Genomic DNA, 15,913 nt, shown 5'->3' on the forward strand with positions numbered 1-15,913 from the left:
TTCACCCAATCGCAATGGACCCAGGTCTACGTTTTGCGATTCGTGAAGGTGGTCGTACAGTTGGTGCTGGTGTTGTTGCGAAAGTAACTGCATAAGTATTGATTGTGTGAAAAAAGCGCTCCTTTGGGGCGCTTTTTTTATTGCCTTAAAATTATAAACGTAATCATTGTCTAACAATTTATTCTAAAGCTGTCCTTAGGTGATATTTCTCTGACCTGATCTGCCCTTATTCTCTTAATTTAAACTCGTATGATGAATCAAGAGTGGTAATAAAAAGAAGATTAGGAGTAATAGGCATGAATGCTAAAGTAAATATTTCAAATCGTGCGGGTGCAAGTTTTCCTGTTCGTCGCATGGATTTTGAGTTTGGTGAAGTGGCACGTTATTGGGCAGGGGATGATGCGGGACTGACCCATTTTATGACTGCATTATCTGCTTTGTTTCCTGAAGGTGAACAGTTTTTTGTTGATAGTACACGTGCAGTACGTAAAAATCCAAAACTCAGTGATCCTGATTTACAAAGGGAAATTAGTGCCTTTATTGGTCAAGAGGCTATGCATTCTAAAGAGCATTTGGCTTTTAACTCTTCTGCCCAAGCATATGGTTATGATGTGAGAACCATGGAAAATCAGACCGCAAAAGTCATTAAAACAGGCACAAAAGTCGTTGCTCAATTACTAAAACCATTTGGCTTTAGCAAGGAAATGATTGATTTAACAGGGACTTGTGCTTTAGAACATTTTACCGCAGTCATTGCCTCCGAATTGTTACAAAATAAACATGTTCAAGCCATCTTTAATAATAAAACGATGTATCAGTTGTGGATGTGGCATGCAATTGAAGAAAATGAACATAAAGCGGTTGTGTTTGATGTTTATACAGCAATGTATGGGCGTGGTCTGAAAGCATATGGAATGCGTGCAACAGCAATGATTCTTGCTATGACGCTCATTTTTATAACGCAATCTTATTTTACCGCTCAATTAATGAAAACTGACCGAAAATTGACATTGAAAGACAGTAAATATATGTTGAAATTTATGTATGGTCGTAAAGGTTTTATTACTCGCCAAATTCCTGAGCTGTTAGATTTCTTCCGCCCTAATTTCCATCCAAATGATAGCAATACAGATCAGTTATTGGCAGACTGGAAGCTAAAATTGGGATTCTGATTCGCGTTCTTATATTTAAAAGGGCAAACAAAATTGCCCTTTTTTGTATTTGTGTTGTGAGCTGATGCTTTATAATATAAATGACTGAATTAAAAAGTTGTTTCTACACATGATACGTTCAATGCACATCTCTGATCTCGCGGCAGTCACCGCAATTGAACAACTGGTTCAAACCCATCCTTGGAAGGAACAACAATTTAAAGAATCGATAGATTCTTATCACAGTACTGTGGTTGAACAGCAAGGGAACGTGGTTGGTTTTTGTATCTTGCAACCCGTGCTAGATGAAGCAAACCTTTTGTTGATGGCTATTCATCCGAGTCAACAAGGCAAAGGATTGGGTTATCAATTACTTGAAGCTTCGATTGCGCAATTGAAAAATGATCCGCTGCAAATTTTTTTAGAAGTGCGAGAAAGTAATCAAGCGGCGATCGCGCTGTATGAGAAATCCGGTTTTCATCAAATCGATTTACGTAAAAATTATTATCCCGCCCCTAATGGTACGCGTGAGCATGCCATTATTATGGTCAAATCATGTAGTGATGATTTTTCACAACTGTTTAAATAATAAAGAAACGGTTATTTAATAATTGGGTTATTCCACCCAGAGGGCAGTGTTGTCATGAGTGAGTTTCCCAATTGTTGAATTTCTTCTGGATTTAGCATGCGATTTAAACGTCGCCATTGCCCATCAATCAATAATTCTAAAGGCACATATTGCGATTTATAATTCATTTTATCGGAATGAGGCACCCAATAGCCTAAATAGACATAAGGTAAGTTTAAAGCTTTGGCATATTCAATTTGTTTAAGTACGGCAAAGACACCTAAAGATCGACGATTTTCATTTGGGTCAAAAAAAGTATAAACCGCAGAAATACCATCATCTAGAGTGTCGCAGCTAGATACACTAATTAATTGATCATCTTTCCAAAATTCTAGAAAAAAACTCTCTGTGCAGCTATGCACTAAAAATTTTTCAAATTGATCTAGACTGGGTGGAAACATATCGCCATCTGCATGGCGTTCATTAATATAGCGTTCATATAAATGGTAATGAATTTCGGAGGCATCGGCAGCACGTGTGATTTTAACCGTGAGGTCTTGGTTACGCTTCCATGCCTTTTTTTGCGAACTATTCATTTGAAATTCAGTTACAGGTACACGACAAGATAAGCATTGTCGGCATAAGTGGCATTCAGGACGATATACAAAATCACCACTGCGACGAAAGCCAGTACGTGATAATTCAGACAGCGTGACCACGTCAATCCGATGTGCAGGATCTAAAAAAACCATCCGTGCAGACTTGTTTTCTAAGTAGCTACAGCTGTGGGGTGGGGTAATATAATACTGTAAATCATTTAATCGGGACTTTGGGTGATACGAATTCATAGCAAGATCCCTCTATTATTGTCATTCAATTAATCGTGCTTGCTGCACTATTGTTTTACTTGAAAATACACCTTCTTGATATCTTTTCCAATCGATAGGGGGTTGTTTAACAACATCTTGTAACGAATTAAGGTACGCTTGGCGAGAAAGTGTACAAGCACCCAAGCTTAAAAGATGGTCATTAACCAATTGGCAGTCAATCCAAGGCAGGTGATTTTCCTGACCAATGCGCATTAACGTATAAAAAGCCATTTTTGAAACATCGGTTTGGGTGCTAAACATCGATTCGCCAAAACAGCCATGTCCAATGGTGACTCCATATAAACCGCCAACGATTCTATTTTCATCCCATACCTCAATACTATAGCCATAACCAGCATCAAAGAGTTGGCAATAACCTTCAATAATATCTTCAGAAATCCAAGTATCTTCAGAATAGCTGCGTGGCAGTGAACAGGAGCGAACCACGTGTTCAAAAGCATGGTTGATCGTAATTTTGTAATCAAACTTTTTCATATTACGTATTAAAGACTTACTTGGGCGATAAGCAGCAGGACGAATAATGCAACGTGGTTCAGGACTCCACCAGCAAATAGGTTCATCTTCAGAAAACCACGGGAACAAACCATGCGTATAGGCTTCAAATAAGGTCGCAGGGGAGAGGTCGGCACCTATGCAAATCAGTCCCTGTCCATCCGGATCAGACTCAATCGGGTCTGGAAAAATAAATTCTGATGGTGCTAAGGTATGCATAAAATTTAGCCTGAGTGAAAAATGAATGTGCGGTAAAAGGTGCTGTGATTTTTATCATATAAAAAAACCGCCCAGAGAGGACGGTTTTTGTTGCATTGAATCAATTTATTTCAATCAGTCAGCCAGAGCATCCAGATATTTTTCTGCATCCAGTGCAGCCATACAACCTGAACCTGCTGAAGTAATGGCTTGACGATAAACGCTGTCCGCGATGTCACCCGCTGCAAATACCCCAGCAACAGACGCTGCGGTTGCATTACCGGATGTACCACTTTGCACTTGAATATAACCATCACGCAAGTTCAATTGACCTTCAAACATGCTGCTATTTGGTTTATGACCAATCGCCACAAATAAGCCTTGAACGTCTACATCTTGAGTTGTGTCATCTGTGGTTGATTTTAAACGTACCGCAGTTACGCCGGTTTTATCACCCAAAACTTCATCGACTTGATTATTCCAAAGAATGCTGATTTTGCCTTCTTTTTCTTTTTCAAATAAATGATCTTGCAAGATTTTTTCTGAACGTAAAGAGTCACGACGGTGAACGAGAGTCACGTGAGCCGCAATATTGGACAAGTAAAGTGCTTCTTCAACCGCAGTATTACCACCACCGACAACCATCACTTTTTGGTTTTTATAGAAGAAACCATCACAGGTTGCACATGCGCTTACACCTTGACCCATGAATTTAGCTTCAGATTCTAGACCCAAGTATTGCGCTGTTGCACCTGTTGCAATAATCAGGGCATCACAGGTGAACTCCTCCATATCGCCCTTTAGAACGAATGGACGAACGCTTAAATCAACTTCGTTGATGTGGTCGTATACAATCTCTGTGCCAAAGCGTTCGGCATGTGCTTGCATACGTTCCATGAGTGCTGGACCTGTTAAACCTTCTGGGTCGCCTGGCCAGTTGTCAACTTCAGTTGTAGTGGTTAATTGTCCACCCAGCTGTATGCCTGCAATCAGCGTTGGCTTTAAGTTGGCACGTGCAGCATAAACTGCTGCGCTATAACCCGCAGGGCCTGAACCTAGAATAATCAAACGTGAGTGACGAGCGCTCATTCGTGGCATCCTTTTTTTATTTAGAAATTTGTGGAATTATACGTGAAACTCGATAGCAGTTGTGGACGTTCAATGTCGATATTATTGATCATTGAAATCGATTTGAGCTATATACAAGAAGAGCGCGGTACTAGATACTTAATTCATAAGATTTGTTAACAACAGCCTCTACATAATATTGCATCTTTTTTCTTGGAACAGGTGCATAATATCGAGTTTAATTGTGAAACTATTTTGTCTTAGTTTCTTACAAAAACATGAATGAAAAATTGGTTACAGGACAGTATATGACTGCGGTGTCGAGTGTTTATGCACAGCGCTTAATAATGACATTATTTTTAGTCTCATTTGGAATTTATTTATTCCTAGCAACAGTGACTTACACGCCTTTTGATCCGGGCTGGATGCATATTTCCAGTGATACTCAACAGGTGTCAAATGCCAGTGGTGTCGCAGGCGCATGGATAGCAGATTTATTGTTTGGTTTCTTGGGCTGGGCAAGCTTACTGATTCCCATCTTTTTATTCGTTGAAGCCATTCAAGTCTGGTGGCCTTACAGTTTTTTAAATAAACCGTTTCGCTATGCCGCGCAATTTTTTATTTTATTGGCAACCTCGAGTTTATTGTATTTGTATTGGCAAGTTCCTGCAGATACTTTGGATAATTCATCGGGCGGGATTATTGGTTATGAACTGGGTGAAAGTCTTTCACAGATTTTAACCATTTATGGTGCAACCATTTTTCTGGTGGTCTTTTGGTTTGTGCTTTTTACTCTCGCATTTGGGGTGAAGTGGAATAAAACATGGGCGACACTTAAGGCAACGCCTGCGTATTTACAAGATTTATTTTATAAAAATGTGCCTGAAACGGAATCTGCATTTGATCGTACAACCCCTGAAGTGAAAAAATCAGTGGCAAGTACTCCAGCAAAAGTTACCGAAAACATCACAGCTGTACCAGAACATGGTGACGTGAAAATCGTATCCGCTATGGTGCGAGATCAGGCTGCGGAGCGCTTGTTTGATGATATGGTTGAAAAAGAACAGCATGCTCAGCAACAGCTTATTATTGATGATGAAGAAGATGAAGAAGAATTCAACCAAGTTTTAGAAAAAGCTCATCGTTTAGAACAAAAGACTCAACGTGTTGTACCGACGGGTGAAGTTTGGCGTGCATTAAATTCAGATGAAAACCAAACACATAAACAAGATATTGATGCGTTGTTAAAAGCAGCAGCAGAAGAATCTGAACTGCATACACCGAATGAACATTTTAAAGCGGTTGTACATGATGAGCCTGCATCAACTGTCGCATCTGATACTAAGCAAAATTTAGATTGGGATGATGATGAAATCTTTGATGAATTGCTTGCAGCAGTGCCAAGTGGAAAAACGGCAACGGATGTTCACACACCTTTTAATTCTGTAGAGGTTGAATCTGCACCATCAATTACCACAGAAAAGATTGTATTGGCATCATCGACAATCGCAGCTTCGCCTTTAGTGCATACAACACCTAAAAATACTGCATTAGACGATGAATTTGACGAACTAGATGATTTGTTGGTTGATGATTTATTAATTGAGGATAAAGAACCAGCAGCTCCAGTACGTACAAGCAGTAGTTACGCCCAGTCATCCGCATTTGTACGTGCAGAAATTAATACTCAACCACCACAACCGATTATTTCAGAAGATGAAAAAGCACTAATTTCCTCCAATAAAGATGTGTTTCGTGAAGTTTGGCAGGAGACAGCGGGTAAACCTGTAGATATTGTAGCGTCGGATGAAGATGATTTTGACTTAGATGCACCTTTGACTGATTCAATGGGACGACCAATGTCGCTTTCCATGCAAGTGGCACAAAGACGTCGTGATTTACCGACCTTGCCAGGTTTAGAATTACTTGATTCGGTTGATCCGAATAAAAAAGTCAATTTTACTGCCGAACAATTGGCTCGTTTATCTGAGCTTTTAGAGATTAAACTGCAAGAGTTTAATGTCAAAGCCAAAGTTATAGAAGCACAACCAGGGCCAGTGGTGACTCGGTTTGAGCTGGATTTAGCGCCAGGTGTTAAAGCATCCAAAGTCACCAATATTTCTCGTGACCTTGCACGTTCAATGTCGATGGCATCTGTACGTGTGGTTGAAGTCATTCCGGGCAAACCGTATATCGGGATTGAAGTGCCGAATAGCACACGTGAAATGGTGCGTCTAATCGAGTTATTGACCATTCCTGCTTTTACCGATCCCAATAGCATTCTTTCGATGGCAATGGGGAAAGATATTTCGGGTAATCCAGTCATTGCTGACTTAGGTAAAGCGCCGCATATGCTGGTCGCAGGTACAACAGGTTCAGGTAAATCAGTGGCAGTGAACTCGATGATTTTATCGATGTTGTTGAAATATACGCCGAATGAGTTGCGTTTAATTTTGATTGACCCGAAACAGTTAGAGCTTGCCAACTATAACGATATTCCACATTTGCTCACCCCTGTGGTTACGGACATGAAAGATGCCGTCAATGCCTTAAATTGGTGTGTCAATGAAATGGAACGTCGCTATAAGCTGATGTCTTATTTGAAAATTCGTAAACTTGCAGATTACAATCGTAAGGTTGAAGAAGCAATTGCCAATGGTGAAGATCTTATTGATCCAACGTGGAAAGCCAGTGACTCGGTTGTAGGAGAGCGTGCGCCACGTTTAACACCTTTACCTTCAATCGTGATTGTGGCCGATGAGTTTGCCGACATGATTATGCAGGTAGGTAAAAAGGCTGAAGAGATGATTACTCGTTTGGCGCAAAAATCTCGTGCTGCGGGGATTCACTTATTGCTTGCCACACAGCGTCCATCGGTGGATGTGATTACCGGTTTGATTAAAGCCAATATTCCAACCCGTGTGGCGTTACGGGTAAATAGTAAAATTGACTCGCGTACCATTTTGGATGCGGGTGGTGCAGAAGACCTGCTCGGTCATGGTGATATGCTGTTTCTTGGGCCGGGTAAAATTGAGCCTGAGCGTGTGCATGGGGCATTTATTTCAGATGATGAAGTGAACAATATCTGTGATGCATGGCGTGAACGTGCTGCTCCAAACTATGTTGATGAAATTTTGACCCCTTACGATGAAGAACCCACTTCACGTGGTTTTGAAGATGGTGATGGCGGTTCGGAACGTGATGCTTTATATGATCAATGCGTATCCTTTGTTTTAGAAACGCGTAAAGCTTCAACTTCATCGTTACAACGTAAGTTTAGTCTCGGCTATAACCGCGCCGCACGTATCATTGACCAAATGGAAGAAAATGGCATCGTCAGCGGCATGGGTGCAAATGGTAAACGTGAAATTTTAGTTTAATAGCACGCCCTATGATTAAGGCGCCACAATAGGCAAAGGTCTATTGTGGCGTTTCTAAAATAAATAAAGCCATTAAAATCAAAATCCAAAAAATAATCCCAAATGCAATCAAGAATTTTTGCGGCAGACTGAATTTTTTCATTTGGACTGTATGAAGCCCTTGCGAGTTCAATTTTGCATAATTCAGCGCCTGAAATGCTGGAATGAGAAAAACAAAATTGAATACTGAAATGAGCCAGTAAGGATCAGGCAGACTTGATAGCAAGGATGACAGGATAAATCCTATGCACATCATGAGCGATGAATTTTTTTGTGAATAGCCTTGCCTTTCAGCATACGTTTGAATTTTATTAAAGAGCGAATAGATAAAGAAATAAGCGAGTATTGTCCGCATGGCAGGCATGATATCTAATTCATCTTTCTGCATAAAAAATCGCCAAGCTTCAAAGATCCACCAAATGGGGTAGAGGCCAAAAGAAATAATAGATAAGAAAATGAACCGTTTTAGGCTCATGATTTTTTGTTCTTCGATGCCAATATTCAGTATTTGGACTTCAGTTTCTGTATTTTTTATATTTTGCATGATCATTATTTTTTTGGTTTATTTTGAAATATAGTAGCCATTTGCTTTTAAATCAATAACTTTTGGTAAATGACGTTACCCTAAAATACAAATTAGTGATCAATGCCCTTATGATATTTATTGCTTAAAATAGAACATCTCTTGCGCTAATTGAATAAATGCTTTCGTTGCGGGGCTGATGGATTTCTCATCTTTAACTGCAAGCCCAATTTGGCGCTGAGTGTTTGGAATAAGGGGACGTTTCACTACATTCGGATGTAACCGTAGTAGTTCGGAGCTCATCGACATATCTGCAACAATGGCAATGCCTTCCTGCAAATTGACCATATTTAAAATGGTCAATAATTGGGACAATTGATATTGAATTTTTGGCTGAACATGATATTGGCGTAACAACTGCTCTACATGGGTTTGACTGCCTGCCTTGGTCATAATAAAAGGATAGTCTTGCAAATCTTGAATATTTAAAGCGATTTTTTCTGAGACAGGATAGCTTTTGGGGATGAGCGCGATAAAAATATCTTGCAGTAAGGGGTAAGTTATTAAATGGGGGCGAGGCAATACTGCAAATCCAACATCAATTTGTCGTTCTTGAATCCACTGGGATACTTCAAGGTCGGTGCCTTCCTCAATAAATATTTCAATATGAGGATAGCGTATTCGATAAGCTTTGAGTAATTCAGGCAGTAAATGAATGGATGCCGATGCACCAAAGGAGCCAATTCGCAAGGTTCCTTGCTGAATACCATGCGAGGCTTTTATTTGTTGTTGCATCATTTGTGCAGTATTTAACACCTCTTTGGCATGTAGCAGTAATTGCTGACCAATTTGAGTGAGTTCTATTTGATTTTGCTCACGAATCATTAAACGAACGGCCCAGTGCTTTTCTAAAGATTTTAAAGCATGTGAAACAGCCGATTGGGTAATGTTCAGATGTTGAGCGGCTAAAGTAAAACTTTGATATTGAGCCACTAAAACAAAAATTTCTAGTTGTGTGAAAGTCATTTTGATATGAGTTTTTACTCATTTTGTTATGAATATAAATGAGTATTATATTGTGCACTTAGACAAAGTGAAAGTGCATATTATGTGCAAATGGATGTATTCGTGAATATTATCATCGCTCTATTTCCCTTGGTGGCCTTAATTGCAATGGGGTATATTTTTAAACGAACTCAGTTTTTAAGCGATGAATTTTGGCGCGGTGCTGAAAAACTCAATTATTTGATTCTGTTTCCCGTATTACTTTTTAATAATCTTGCTTATGTGAAGTTTGAATGGCTAACGCTGACTCAAGTGTTATTGGCACTCGTGATCATTATTCTCAGTAGCAGTTTGATTTTATGGATGGCGAGGGCATTTTTTCATATTCCAGTAGCGCGTTTTGGCGTGTATGTACAAAGCCAGATCCGCTTTAATACTTATATTGGCTTATCCATTATGTCGTTGTTGTTTGGCGCTCAAGGCATGCAAATGTTTGCCATGATGATTGCTTTGGCGATTCCGTTGGTGAATGTAATTTCGGTGTTGGCTTTTTCACAAGGACAGGGGTTAAAACCGAGGCAAATTTTATTTTCTGTGATCAAAAATCCATTAATTTTAGGCTGTGTGGTGGGTATTATTTTTAACTTACTACAACTGTCTTTATTTTCTGGCTTGGAGCAATTGCTTAAATTTTTAGCCAGTATGAGTTTACCTTTGGGTTTGATTTCTGTTGGTGCGGCTTTACAGTTTGCTCAGCTTAAACATGATTATATACGACTATTATTGAATACCTTGGGGCGTTTAATCGTGGTGCCATGTTTGGCTTATTTTATATGTTCTATGCTGAATTTAAATGATTTTGAAACCATTATTTTGGTGGTGTTCTGTTCTTTGCCCACGGCATCTGCGGCTTATATTTTAACGCGCTATTTTAATGGAGATAGTCAACTGATGGCGGGGGTGATTAGTTTGCAAACCTTATGCTTTGCATTTACTTTTCCTGTGTTGATGATCTTGCTGACCTAAAATAAAATCACATTGAATAAAAATGCCTGATGAAATTCATCAGGCATTTGTTTGAAATAAGTGTCAACCTATTTCAGGACTAGACAGAGAAATAAAATTATAGTTCAATTTTACTCAATTGTATCCGCGCATCATTTGCAAATTTTCTAAATATCTTATCGTCAGTATCTGAATTTAGTTTTACTGATTGGATTGCTTTCTCTAATTTTTGACTTTCTAAAATATGTTCTTCAATAAATTTATTATAGTCTTGAATGTATATTTCAAACTTTTTGGCTAGCAGTTCATTAAATATTTTTTTAAATTCGGTACTTGAGTCACCTTGAGATTCATGTCCTGTAAAGGGATCTAAATACTTAGGTATATAAGCAATATTCCAAGGAGAAGTGAATAATAGAGGATTCTTTGTACGACCAAATAAATGTGAAACTTGGTAATTCATAATTCTAAGTTTTGGCCCATTTAAAAGAGTGGTTTTTTTACAATACGGTGTTAAGTCCTTAAGCAATTTTGTTGGGGTTTGATTATTCGTTTTGTCAATATGAATAGAATGATGATTAAAGAGAACCCTATAAAGTTCTTGAAAAAGTTCGGAATTACGTCCGTTACGACCATAGCTACGAATTGTCATCGGATCATTATTTAGTAAATTTTTTTTCAGCATTTCCCATTGAGATTCAATTTTTGAATCTTCAATATAAATAATATTTTCTAGACTTTCTTTAAAGAATGTTTCTTTATCGATAAGCTCAAATAGTTTTTGATAAGCATCTAACATGTTGTGATTCATAAATTTGGATTGAAGTGAGGAAATAAAAAGCCTGACTGATGTCAGGCTTTTTATAGAGATTTGATTAGGCAAACTTAGCCAAAACTTCTAAAAATTCATCCCGTTGACGAGGATATTCCGCAATCACATCATGAATGCGTTGGCCTTCAGGATTGGTAGCATTGACATCACGGCCATCAGCCACGAATTGAGTCAATAAGCGCTCATAGTCATTTGGACGCATATGTTTGAATGCATGGTAGAGCACGTGAAAATCACCATTCACGCTTGCAGGAGGAAGCTGAGTTAAATAGGCAAATACACGCTCGTCTGACCATTCTTCGTTGAACGTTGCTGGCTGAGATAATGCCATCGCAATCTCCTTGGTATGAATAAAATAAAAAGGCAAAATATGCGGCAGATTGAGGAAAGTAGCACTTTCTTCTGCCAACTCGAAGCCTAGCTTCTCATCTTGCGACTGGGCAAAGTAATACTTTGCTAATCCAGCCTCATATTTTGCCTTGATTCAATTTGCTTGACTAATCAGAATTCAGATTATCGCTCTTCAGGCAAATTGATATTCATTTCTAACATTTCGATATTGGCTTCAGAACGAACAGACATTTGAATATGTTGTTCATCTACACCGCGAACATAACGATTGACCACCTGCATGATTTCTTTCTTCATTTGGTCAATTTTATCTTGGCTTAAGCGTTTACCTAAACCTTGTTCAGAGGCAACAATTACTTTTAAGCGATCTTTAGCAGTTTGTGCGCTTGAAGGTTTATCATCGTTGCTGAATAATTTACTCCAGAATCCTGCCATTTTTTACGCTCCAAATAATCGTGCTAACCAACCTTTAGGTTTTACCGTAATATGACGGTAAGGACGTTCTTCTCCCAAAAAGCGCGCCACAAGATCATCATAAGACTGACCCGCTGTTTCTTCAGTGAAAAGAATCACGGGTTTACCTTCATTTGACGCTTGTAATACGCTTTTGCACTCAGGAATGACACCCAAAGTTGGTACGCGTAAAATATCTTTAGAAATATCGTCAATGGTTAACATTTCTTGTTTATCAGCACGTTCTGGATTGAATCGTGTAATACACAAATGCTTACGGATACGCCCTTCGTTTTGTTCCACTTTTTTGGTTTTGCTATCTAGCATACCAATAATTCGGTCAGAGTCACGGACTGAAGAAATTTCAGGGTTCGTCACAATGATGGCTTCATCAGCATGATACATCGCCAGAATTGCACCGCGTTCAATGCCCGCTGGTGAATCACAAATGATGTAGTCAAACTCTTGTGAAAGTTCATCCATCACACGTGCAACACCTTCATCAGTCAAGGCATCTTTATCACGGGTTTGTGATGCAGGCAAGATGTATAAATTTTCAATATCTTTATCGCGAATAAGGGCTTGTTGAAGTCGGGCTTCATTATTTAATACATTCACAAAATCATAAACAACGCGACGTTCACAACCCATAATTAAGTCAAGGTTACGTAAACCCACGTCAAAATCGATCACAACAGTTTTGTGACCACGAAGGGCTAAACCTGTTGCAAAAGATGCACTAGTCGTAGTTTTACCTACACCACCTTTGCCTGATGTTACGACAACAATTTTCGCCACCGAATCCACTCCTGTTATGGTTCAAATCCCCTTTTTGATATGGGGCTTCTGGTGTTTATTTATACATTAAAATTCTAGAACTTCAAATACAAGCTCTTGCTGGTCATTCAGGTAAATATGTACAGATTTTTTTAAGACATGCTGTGGAATGTCGTCTGCTACACAATATGTGCCTGCAATAGAGACCAATTCTGCTTCTAGGGAGTGGCAGAAAATGCGTGCTGCATGGTTCCCGCCTGCGCCGGCAATGACTCTACCACGGACGCTACCATAAATATGTATATTTCCTGAAGCAATTACTTCAGAACCACTATTAATACCTGCATTAAGAATGATATCGCCATGATCTTGTACCAGACATTGACCTGTGCGTAAAATTTCATCGTGATAAGAAGTCACATGGTTAACGACACGAGATGGTTTTGGCTCTTCTTTTGCAGGCGTGGCTGCTTGCTCATCAGAATGTTCAGGTTTGACCTCAGCTACTTGCTCTTTCGTGGCTTTAATACGCTGCAAGGATTTATTGTCTGCGGGTAGAACAGGGAATTGAATCGCATGTGCTTCATTGGTCAGTAGGCCATCAATCACGCCCATAGGTTGTAAATCGAGGCTGATCAACAACTGAATAAGCGCAATCAGTTCTTGTTCTACTGTACTGTCAATAATGACCAGAGTGCCGTGAGAGGCAGTCTCTTGAAGCATTTGAGTCAATTGCTGGCGGATTGCATGGTGATCATTGGTGTCAAAAGTTAATCGGGTAAAATTAACCATTCTGCCTGTAATCCGTATATCAGCCATAATTATTCCTTAAGACTTCTGACTCATTCATTTTATGTCGAAGTAATGTTGTAAATAGAGCAAATCCTAGAACAAATTGAATGTTTTCTCTAGCTGTGTTTTTAATATTTTTATCTCATGATCATTCTTTAACTTGATCTTGTTGTTGCATCTGGATCAGCCACTGTTTGACTTTGACTTGTTTACGGATTGCCGCCAGACTTTCAAAAACTGCGGACTCGACCAGTTTTTCCAAATGTGGATTATCTTCAATTTCCAGTGTGCTAATTTTGTCCGCAATATATTGATAAATATTGGGCTCACTTTTCTGGTCATTTTCTTTTTGAGCAACATTGGGCGTGAAAGGATCAATCAAGCCCTGCGTGATATTTTCCCCCAAACGTTGTCCAATGCTTTGAATTTGCTGTTCAATGCGACTACCGACCAAAGGAATGAGGCGAAGCAGTTGAGTGAGTTCAGGTGTGTCTTCAATCGCTTGGTTGACAATATGACCGACATTTTTAGCAATCACATGACGTTGAGCCTGTAATTCCGTGCTCAGGGCATCCTGCAAAATATCGGCAAGGGCAGTGGCAAATAGCACACGATGATGTTCGACCAAATCATGAATGATGACTTTATGACTTGAGCTGGTTTGTAGTTCGTGTTTAATGCCATCGAGTACATTAATGACAATTCGATCGGAAAGCTCTTCCATAATTACACTGTAATAAAATTGCCCTTTGATTTGCAGTGACTTGGGTATGATTTTATAACCCATTTCATGTAAACGGTAAGCAATAATGCCAGCACGGAATAAACGTAAAAAGCGCAGATACGGAATAATGGCGAGAACTTCATACCAATGAATGAAAGGAAAGAAAAACCAGCGCTGATGATGGCGTTGCACAATGGCAAGGCCCCAACGAATCAGTAATTCGGCAATCAAAAATACGATAAACCAAGCTTCTGTGCTGATCACCCAAGGGTGTAAATGCGTACGATAAAAGTTCAGTACATCAATTAAATGAATGCTTTGGAAAAACCAGATGCCAATATTGCTCATCAAGAACAGATTGGCACATAAGCAGAACAGATTGAAAATAATAATAAACACCATAAAGATGTCGTAAATCAGAAATAGTTTGAAGGACAGACTATTTGGATCTAGATGGTGATATTTAGACTTGGTTTTCATATTGTTCTGCATCATAGATTAAGGCTTTGCCAATTTAGGCTTGAGTGGTTTGATATTGTTGTTTCATACGTTCAATCAGTTGATCTTTTTCAGCCCATAATTCATCGACCCAGTGTTGAAAGCGTTCACGGTATGCAGCATCATCTTCATAATTACCCGCTAATACCCAAGTTGGAATGTTAATTTTACGCAGATTGACTGCAATACGATTGACATCGCCTAACCAAAAATCACCATAACCGGGTGCGCCATCAGGATAAACAATTGTCATATCAACCAAAGCATCAATTTTGTCACCCAAAATATTTAAAGCTAAAGCTAAGCCGCCTGCTTTGGCTTTAAGTAGATGTTTATACGGGGATTGCTGCTTGGCATGTTTTTCTGGGGTAAAGCGCGTACCTTCTAAATAATTCAGTAGGGTAAAAGGTTGACTGAGTAATTGTTCACAGGCTTTGCGTGATTCTTCCAGATCGCGCGTTTTAAGTTCAGGATTGGCTGCAATCTGTTCTTTGGAGTGACGTTTCATCATTGGAAAGCCTAAAATTTTAAAGGCGGGTCCAATGAAAGGGATAAAGATCAGTTCCCACTTCGTAAAGAAACGTGTCAGAGGCATACGCGTTAAGCCAAAATATTGATTGACTGTCGTATCGACCCAACTTTGATGATTACAGGTCATCAGATAACGCCCTTGCATACTCAGCTCTAAATCATCATCAATGCTAATGTCCCATTTCAAATGGGGTAACACATGATCAATTAGCCAATTGTTGACACTTAACCAACTGTTGGTAATTTGAATATTGGTTTCATCAACTTTACGCGATTTTTTGACGAATTTTGTTAAGCCGAGTGCAAGAACAGGTGGGCCATGAAAAAAGGTACTTCCTGTAATGACCGACCCAACAGTTAGTCCTCGAGATATTTTTTTTAATAGAGGTTGTTTCTTAATTTGCGATGACATATAAAACAGTCCTAAAATAAAGTCGCTTAATCTTTTTTCATCTTTTAATATAATTGTAGAATTTGAAATAAAAAAGTCTATTCATGCAACTATGAAGAAATTGTGATTAAGTAACCTGCTACACTCACATAAAATATTACAAAATGTAACTAATGATTGTGTTATTTACAAAAAATCAATGGTATGCCTATTTTTTTTAATTCATGATTCCACCATACAACAAA

17 protein-coding genes are annotated in these 15,913 nt (G+C 39.0%); 5 read left to right on the forward strand and 12 right to left on the reverse strand.

Annotation, left to right across the window (positions count from 1 at the left end):
• From BLV99_RS13160 to rimI, 3 genes are all read left to right on the forward strand, one after another.
• Positions 1–95, forward strand: a 95-nt coding sequence (locus BLV99_RS13160; RefSeq protein ID WP_005240168.1) for an EF-Tu C-terminal domain-related protein, incomplete at its 5' end; no start/stop codon positions are given.
• A 201-nt stretch (positions 96–296) separates the two neighbouring features.
• On the forward strand, positions 297–1,172 hold the full coding sequence (locus BLV99_RS13165) for a metal-dependent hydrolase (RefSeq protein WP_092691473.1): 876 nt from the start codon (positions 297–299) through the stop codon (positions 1,170–1,172).
• 109 nt (positions 1,173–1,281) lie between these two features.
• Positions 1,282–1,740 (forward strand): ribosomal protein S18-alanine N-acetyltransferase, encoded by a 459-nt coding sequence (gene rimI, locus BLV99_RS13170; protein ID WP_092691477.1) that lies wholly within the window; start codon positions 1,282–1,284, stop codon positions 1,738–1,740.
• Positions 1,741–1,751: 11 nt separating this feature from the next.
• Here the strand turns inward: rimI and BLV99_RS13175 are convergent, their stop codons facing one another.
• The 3 genes from BLV99_RS13175 to trxB form a co-directional block, all read right to left on the reverse strand.
• On the reverse strand, positions 1,752–2,567 hold the full coding sequence (locus BLV99_RS13175; RefSeq protein ID WP_092691481.1) for an arginyltransferase: 816 nt from the start codon (positions 2,565–2,567) through the stop codon (positions 1,752–1,754).
• A 21-nt stretch (positions 2,568–2,588) separates the two neighbouring features.
• The gene (gene aat, locus BLV99_RS13180) at positions 2,589–3,320 is read right to left on the reverse strand and encodes a leucyl/phenylalanyl-tRNA--protein transferase (RefSeq protein ID WP_092691484.1); all 732 of its coding nucleotides are present in this window, start codon (positions 3,318–3,320) and stop codon (positions 2,589–2,591) included.
• A gap of 114 nt (positions 3,321–3,434) precedes the next feature.
• Entirely contained in the window at positions 3,435–4,388 is a 954-nt protein-coding gene (gene trxB, locus BLV99_RS13185) for a thioredoxin-disulfide reductase (RefSeq protein ID WP_092691487.1), read from the reverse strand.
• Positions 4,389–4,675: 287 nt separating this feature from the next.
• Between trxB and BLV99_RS13190 the strand changes: the two genes are divergently transcribed.
• Positions 4,676–7,747 (forward strand): DNA translocase FtsK, encoded by a 3,072-nt coding sequence (locus tag BLV99_RS13190; RefSeq protein WP_092691574.1) that lies wholly within the window; start codon positions 4,676–4,678, stop codon positions 7,745–7,747.
• Positions 7,748–7,787: 40 nt separating this feature from the next.
• Here BLV99_RS13190 and BLV99_RS13195 read toward each other — a convergent pair whose 3' ends face one another.
• A complete protein-coding gene (locus BLV99_RS13195) occupies positions 7,788–8,330 on the reverse strand; it encodes a hypothetical protein (protein ID WP_171259183.1) in 543 nt (180 codons plus the stop codon).
• Between the two features lie 117 nt (positions 8,331–8,447).
• Positions 8,448–9,335, reverse strand: coding sequence for a LysR family transcriptional regulator (locus BLV99_RS13200; protein ID WP_092691493.1), 888 nt, complete (start codon positions 9,333–9,335; stop codon positions 8,448–8,450).
• Positions 9,336–9,425: 90 nt separating this feature from the next.
• On the opposite strand from BLV99_RS13200, the gene BLV99_RS13205 reads away from it, so the two are divergent.
• On the forward strand, positions 9,426–10,340 hold the full coding sequence (locus BLV99_RS13205) for an AEC family transporter (RefSeq protein ID WP_092691577.1): 915 nt from the start codon (positions 9,426–9,428) through the stop codon (positions 10,338–10,340).
• Between the two features lie 97 nt (positions 10,341–10,437).
• Here the strand turns inward: BLV99_RS13205 and BLV99_RS13210 are convergent, their stop codons facing one another.
• The 7 genes from BLV99_RS13210 to BLV99_RS13240 form a co-directional block, all read right to left on the reverse strand.
• Positions 10,438–11,118, reverse strand: coding sequence for a hypothetical protein (locus BLV99_RS13210; protein ID WP_092691496.1), 681 nt, complete (start codon positions 11,116–11,118; stop codon positions 10,438–10,440).
• Between the two features lie 76 nt (positions 11,119–11,194).
• A complete protein-coding gene (locus tag BLV99_RS13215) occupies positions 11,195–11,482 on the reverse strand; it encodes a PA4642 family protein (protein WP_086184866.1) in 288 nt (95 codons plus the stop codon).
• 182 nt (positions 11,483–11,664) lie between these two features.
• Positions 11,665–11,937, reverse strand: a complete 273-nt coding sequence (gene minE / locus BLV99_RS13220; RefSeq protein ID WP_004648029.1) for a cell division topological specificity factor MinE — start codon at positions 11,935–11,937, stop codon at positions 11,665–11,667.
• A 3-nt stretch (positions 11,938–11,940) separates the two neighbouring features.
• Entirely contained in the window at positions 11,941–12,753 is an 813-nt protein-coding gene (gene minD / locus BLV99_RS13225; RefSeq protein ID WP_004648030.1) for a septum site-determining protein MinD, read from the reverse strand.
• Positions 12,754–12,819: 66 nt separating this feature from the next.
• Complete coding sequence (gene minC, locus BLV99_RS13230) at positions 12,820–13,551, reverse strand: septum site-determining protein MinC (RefSeq protein WP_092691499.1); 732 nt, start codon at positions 13,549–13,551, stop codon at positions 12,820–12,822.
• Between the two features lie 121 nt (positions 13,552–13,672).
• Positions 13,673–14,743, reverse strand: a complete 1,071-nt coding sequence (locus BLV99_RS13235) for a preprotein translocase subunit SecA (protein ID WP_413772567.1) — start codon at positions 14,741–14,743, stop codon at positions 13,673–13,675.
• A 19-nt stretch (positions 14,744–14,762) separates the two neighbouring features.
• Positions 14,763–15,689: an acyltransferase gene (locus BLV99_RS13240; RefSeq protein WP_086184864.1), complete on the reverse strand. Its 927-nt coding sequence runs from the start codon at positions 15,687–15,689 to the stop codon at positions 14,763–14,765.
• Positions 15,690–15,913 lie beyond the last annotated feature (224 nt).

It is taken from the genome of Acinetobacter kyonggiensis, assembly GCF_900107285.1.
GTDB lineage: Bacteria > Pseudomonadota > Gammaproteobacteria > Pseudomonadales > Moraxellaceae > Acinetobacter > Acinetobacter kyonggiensis.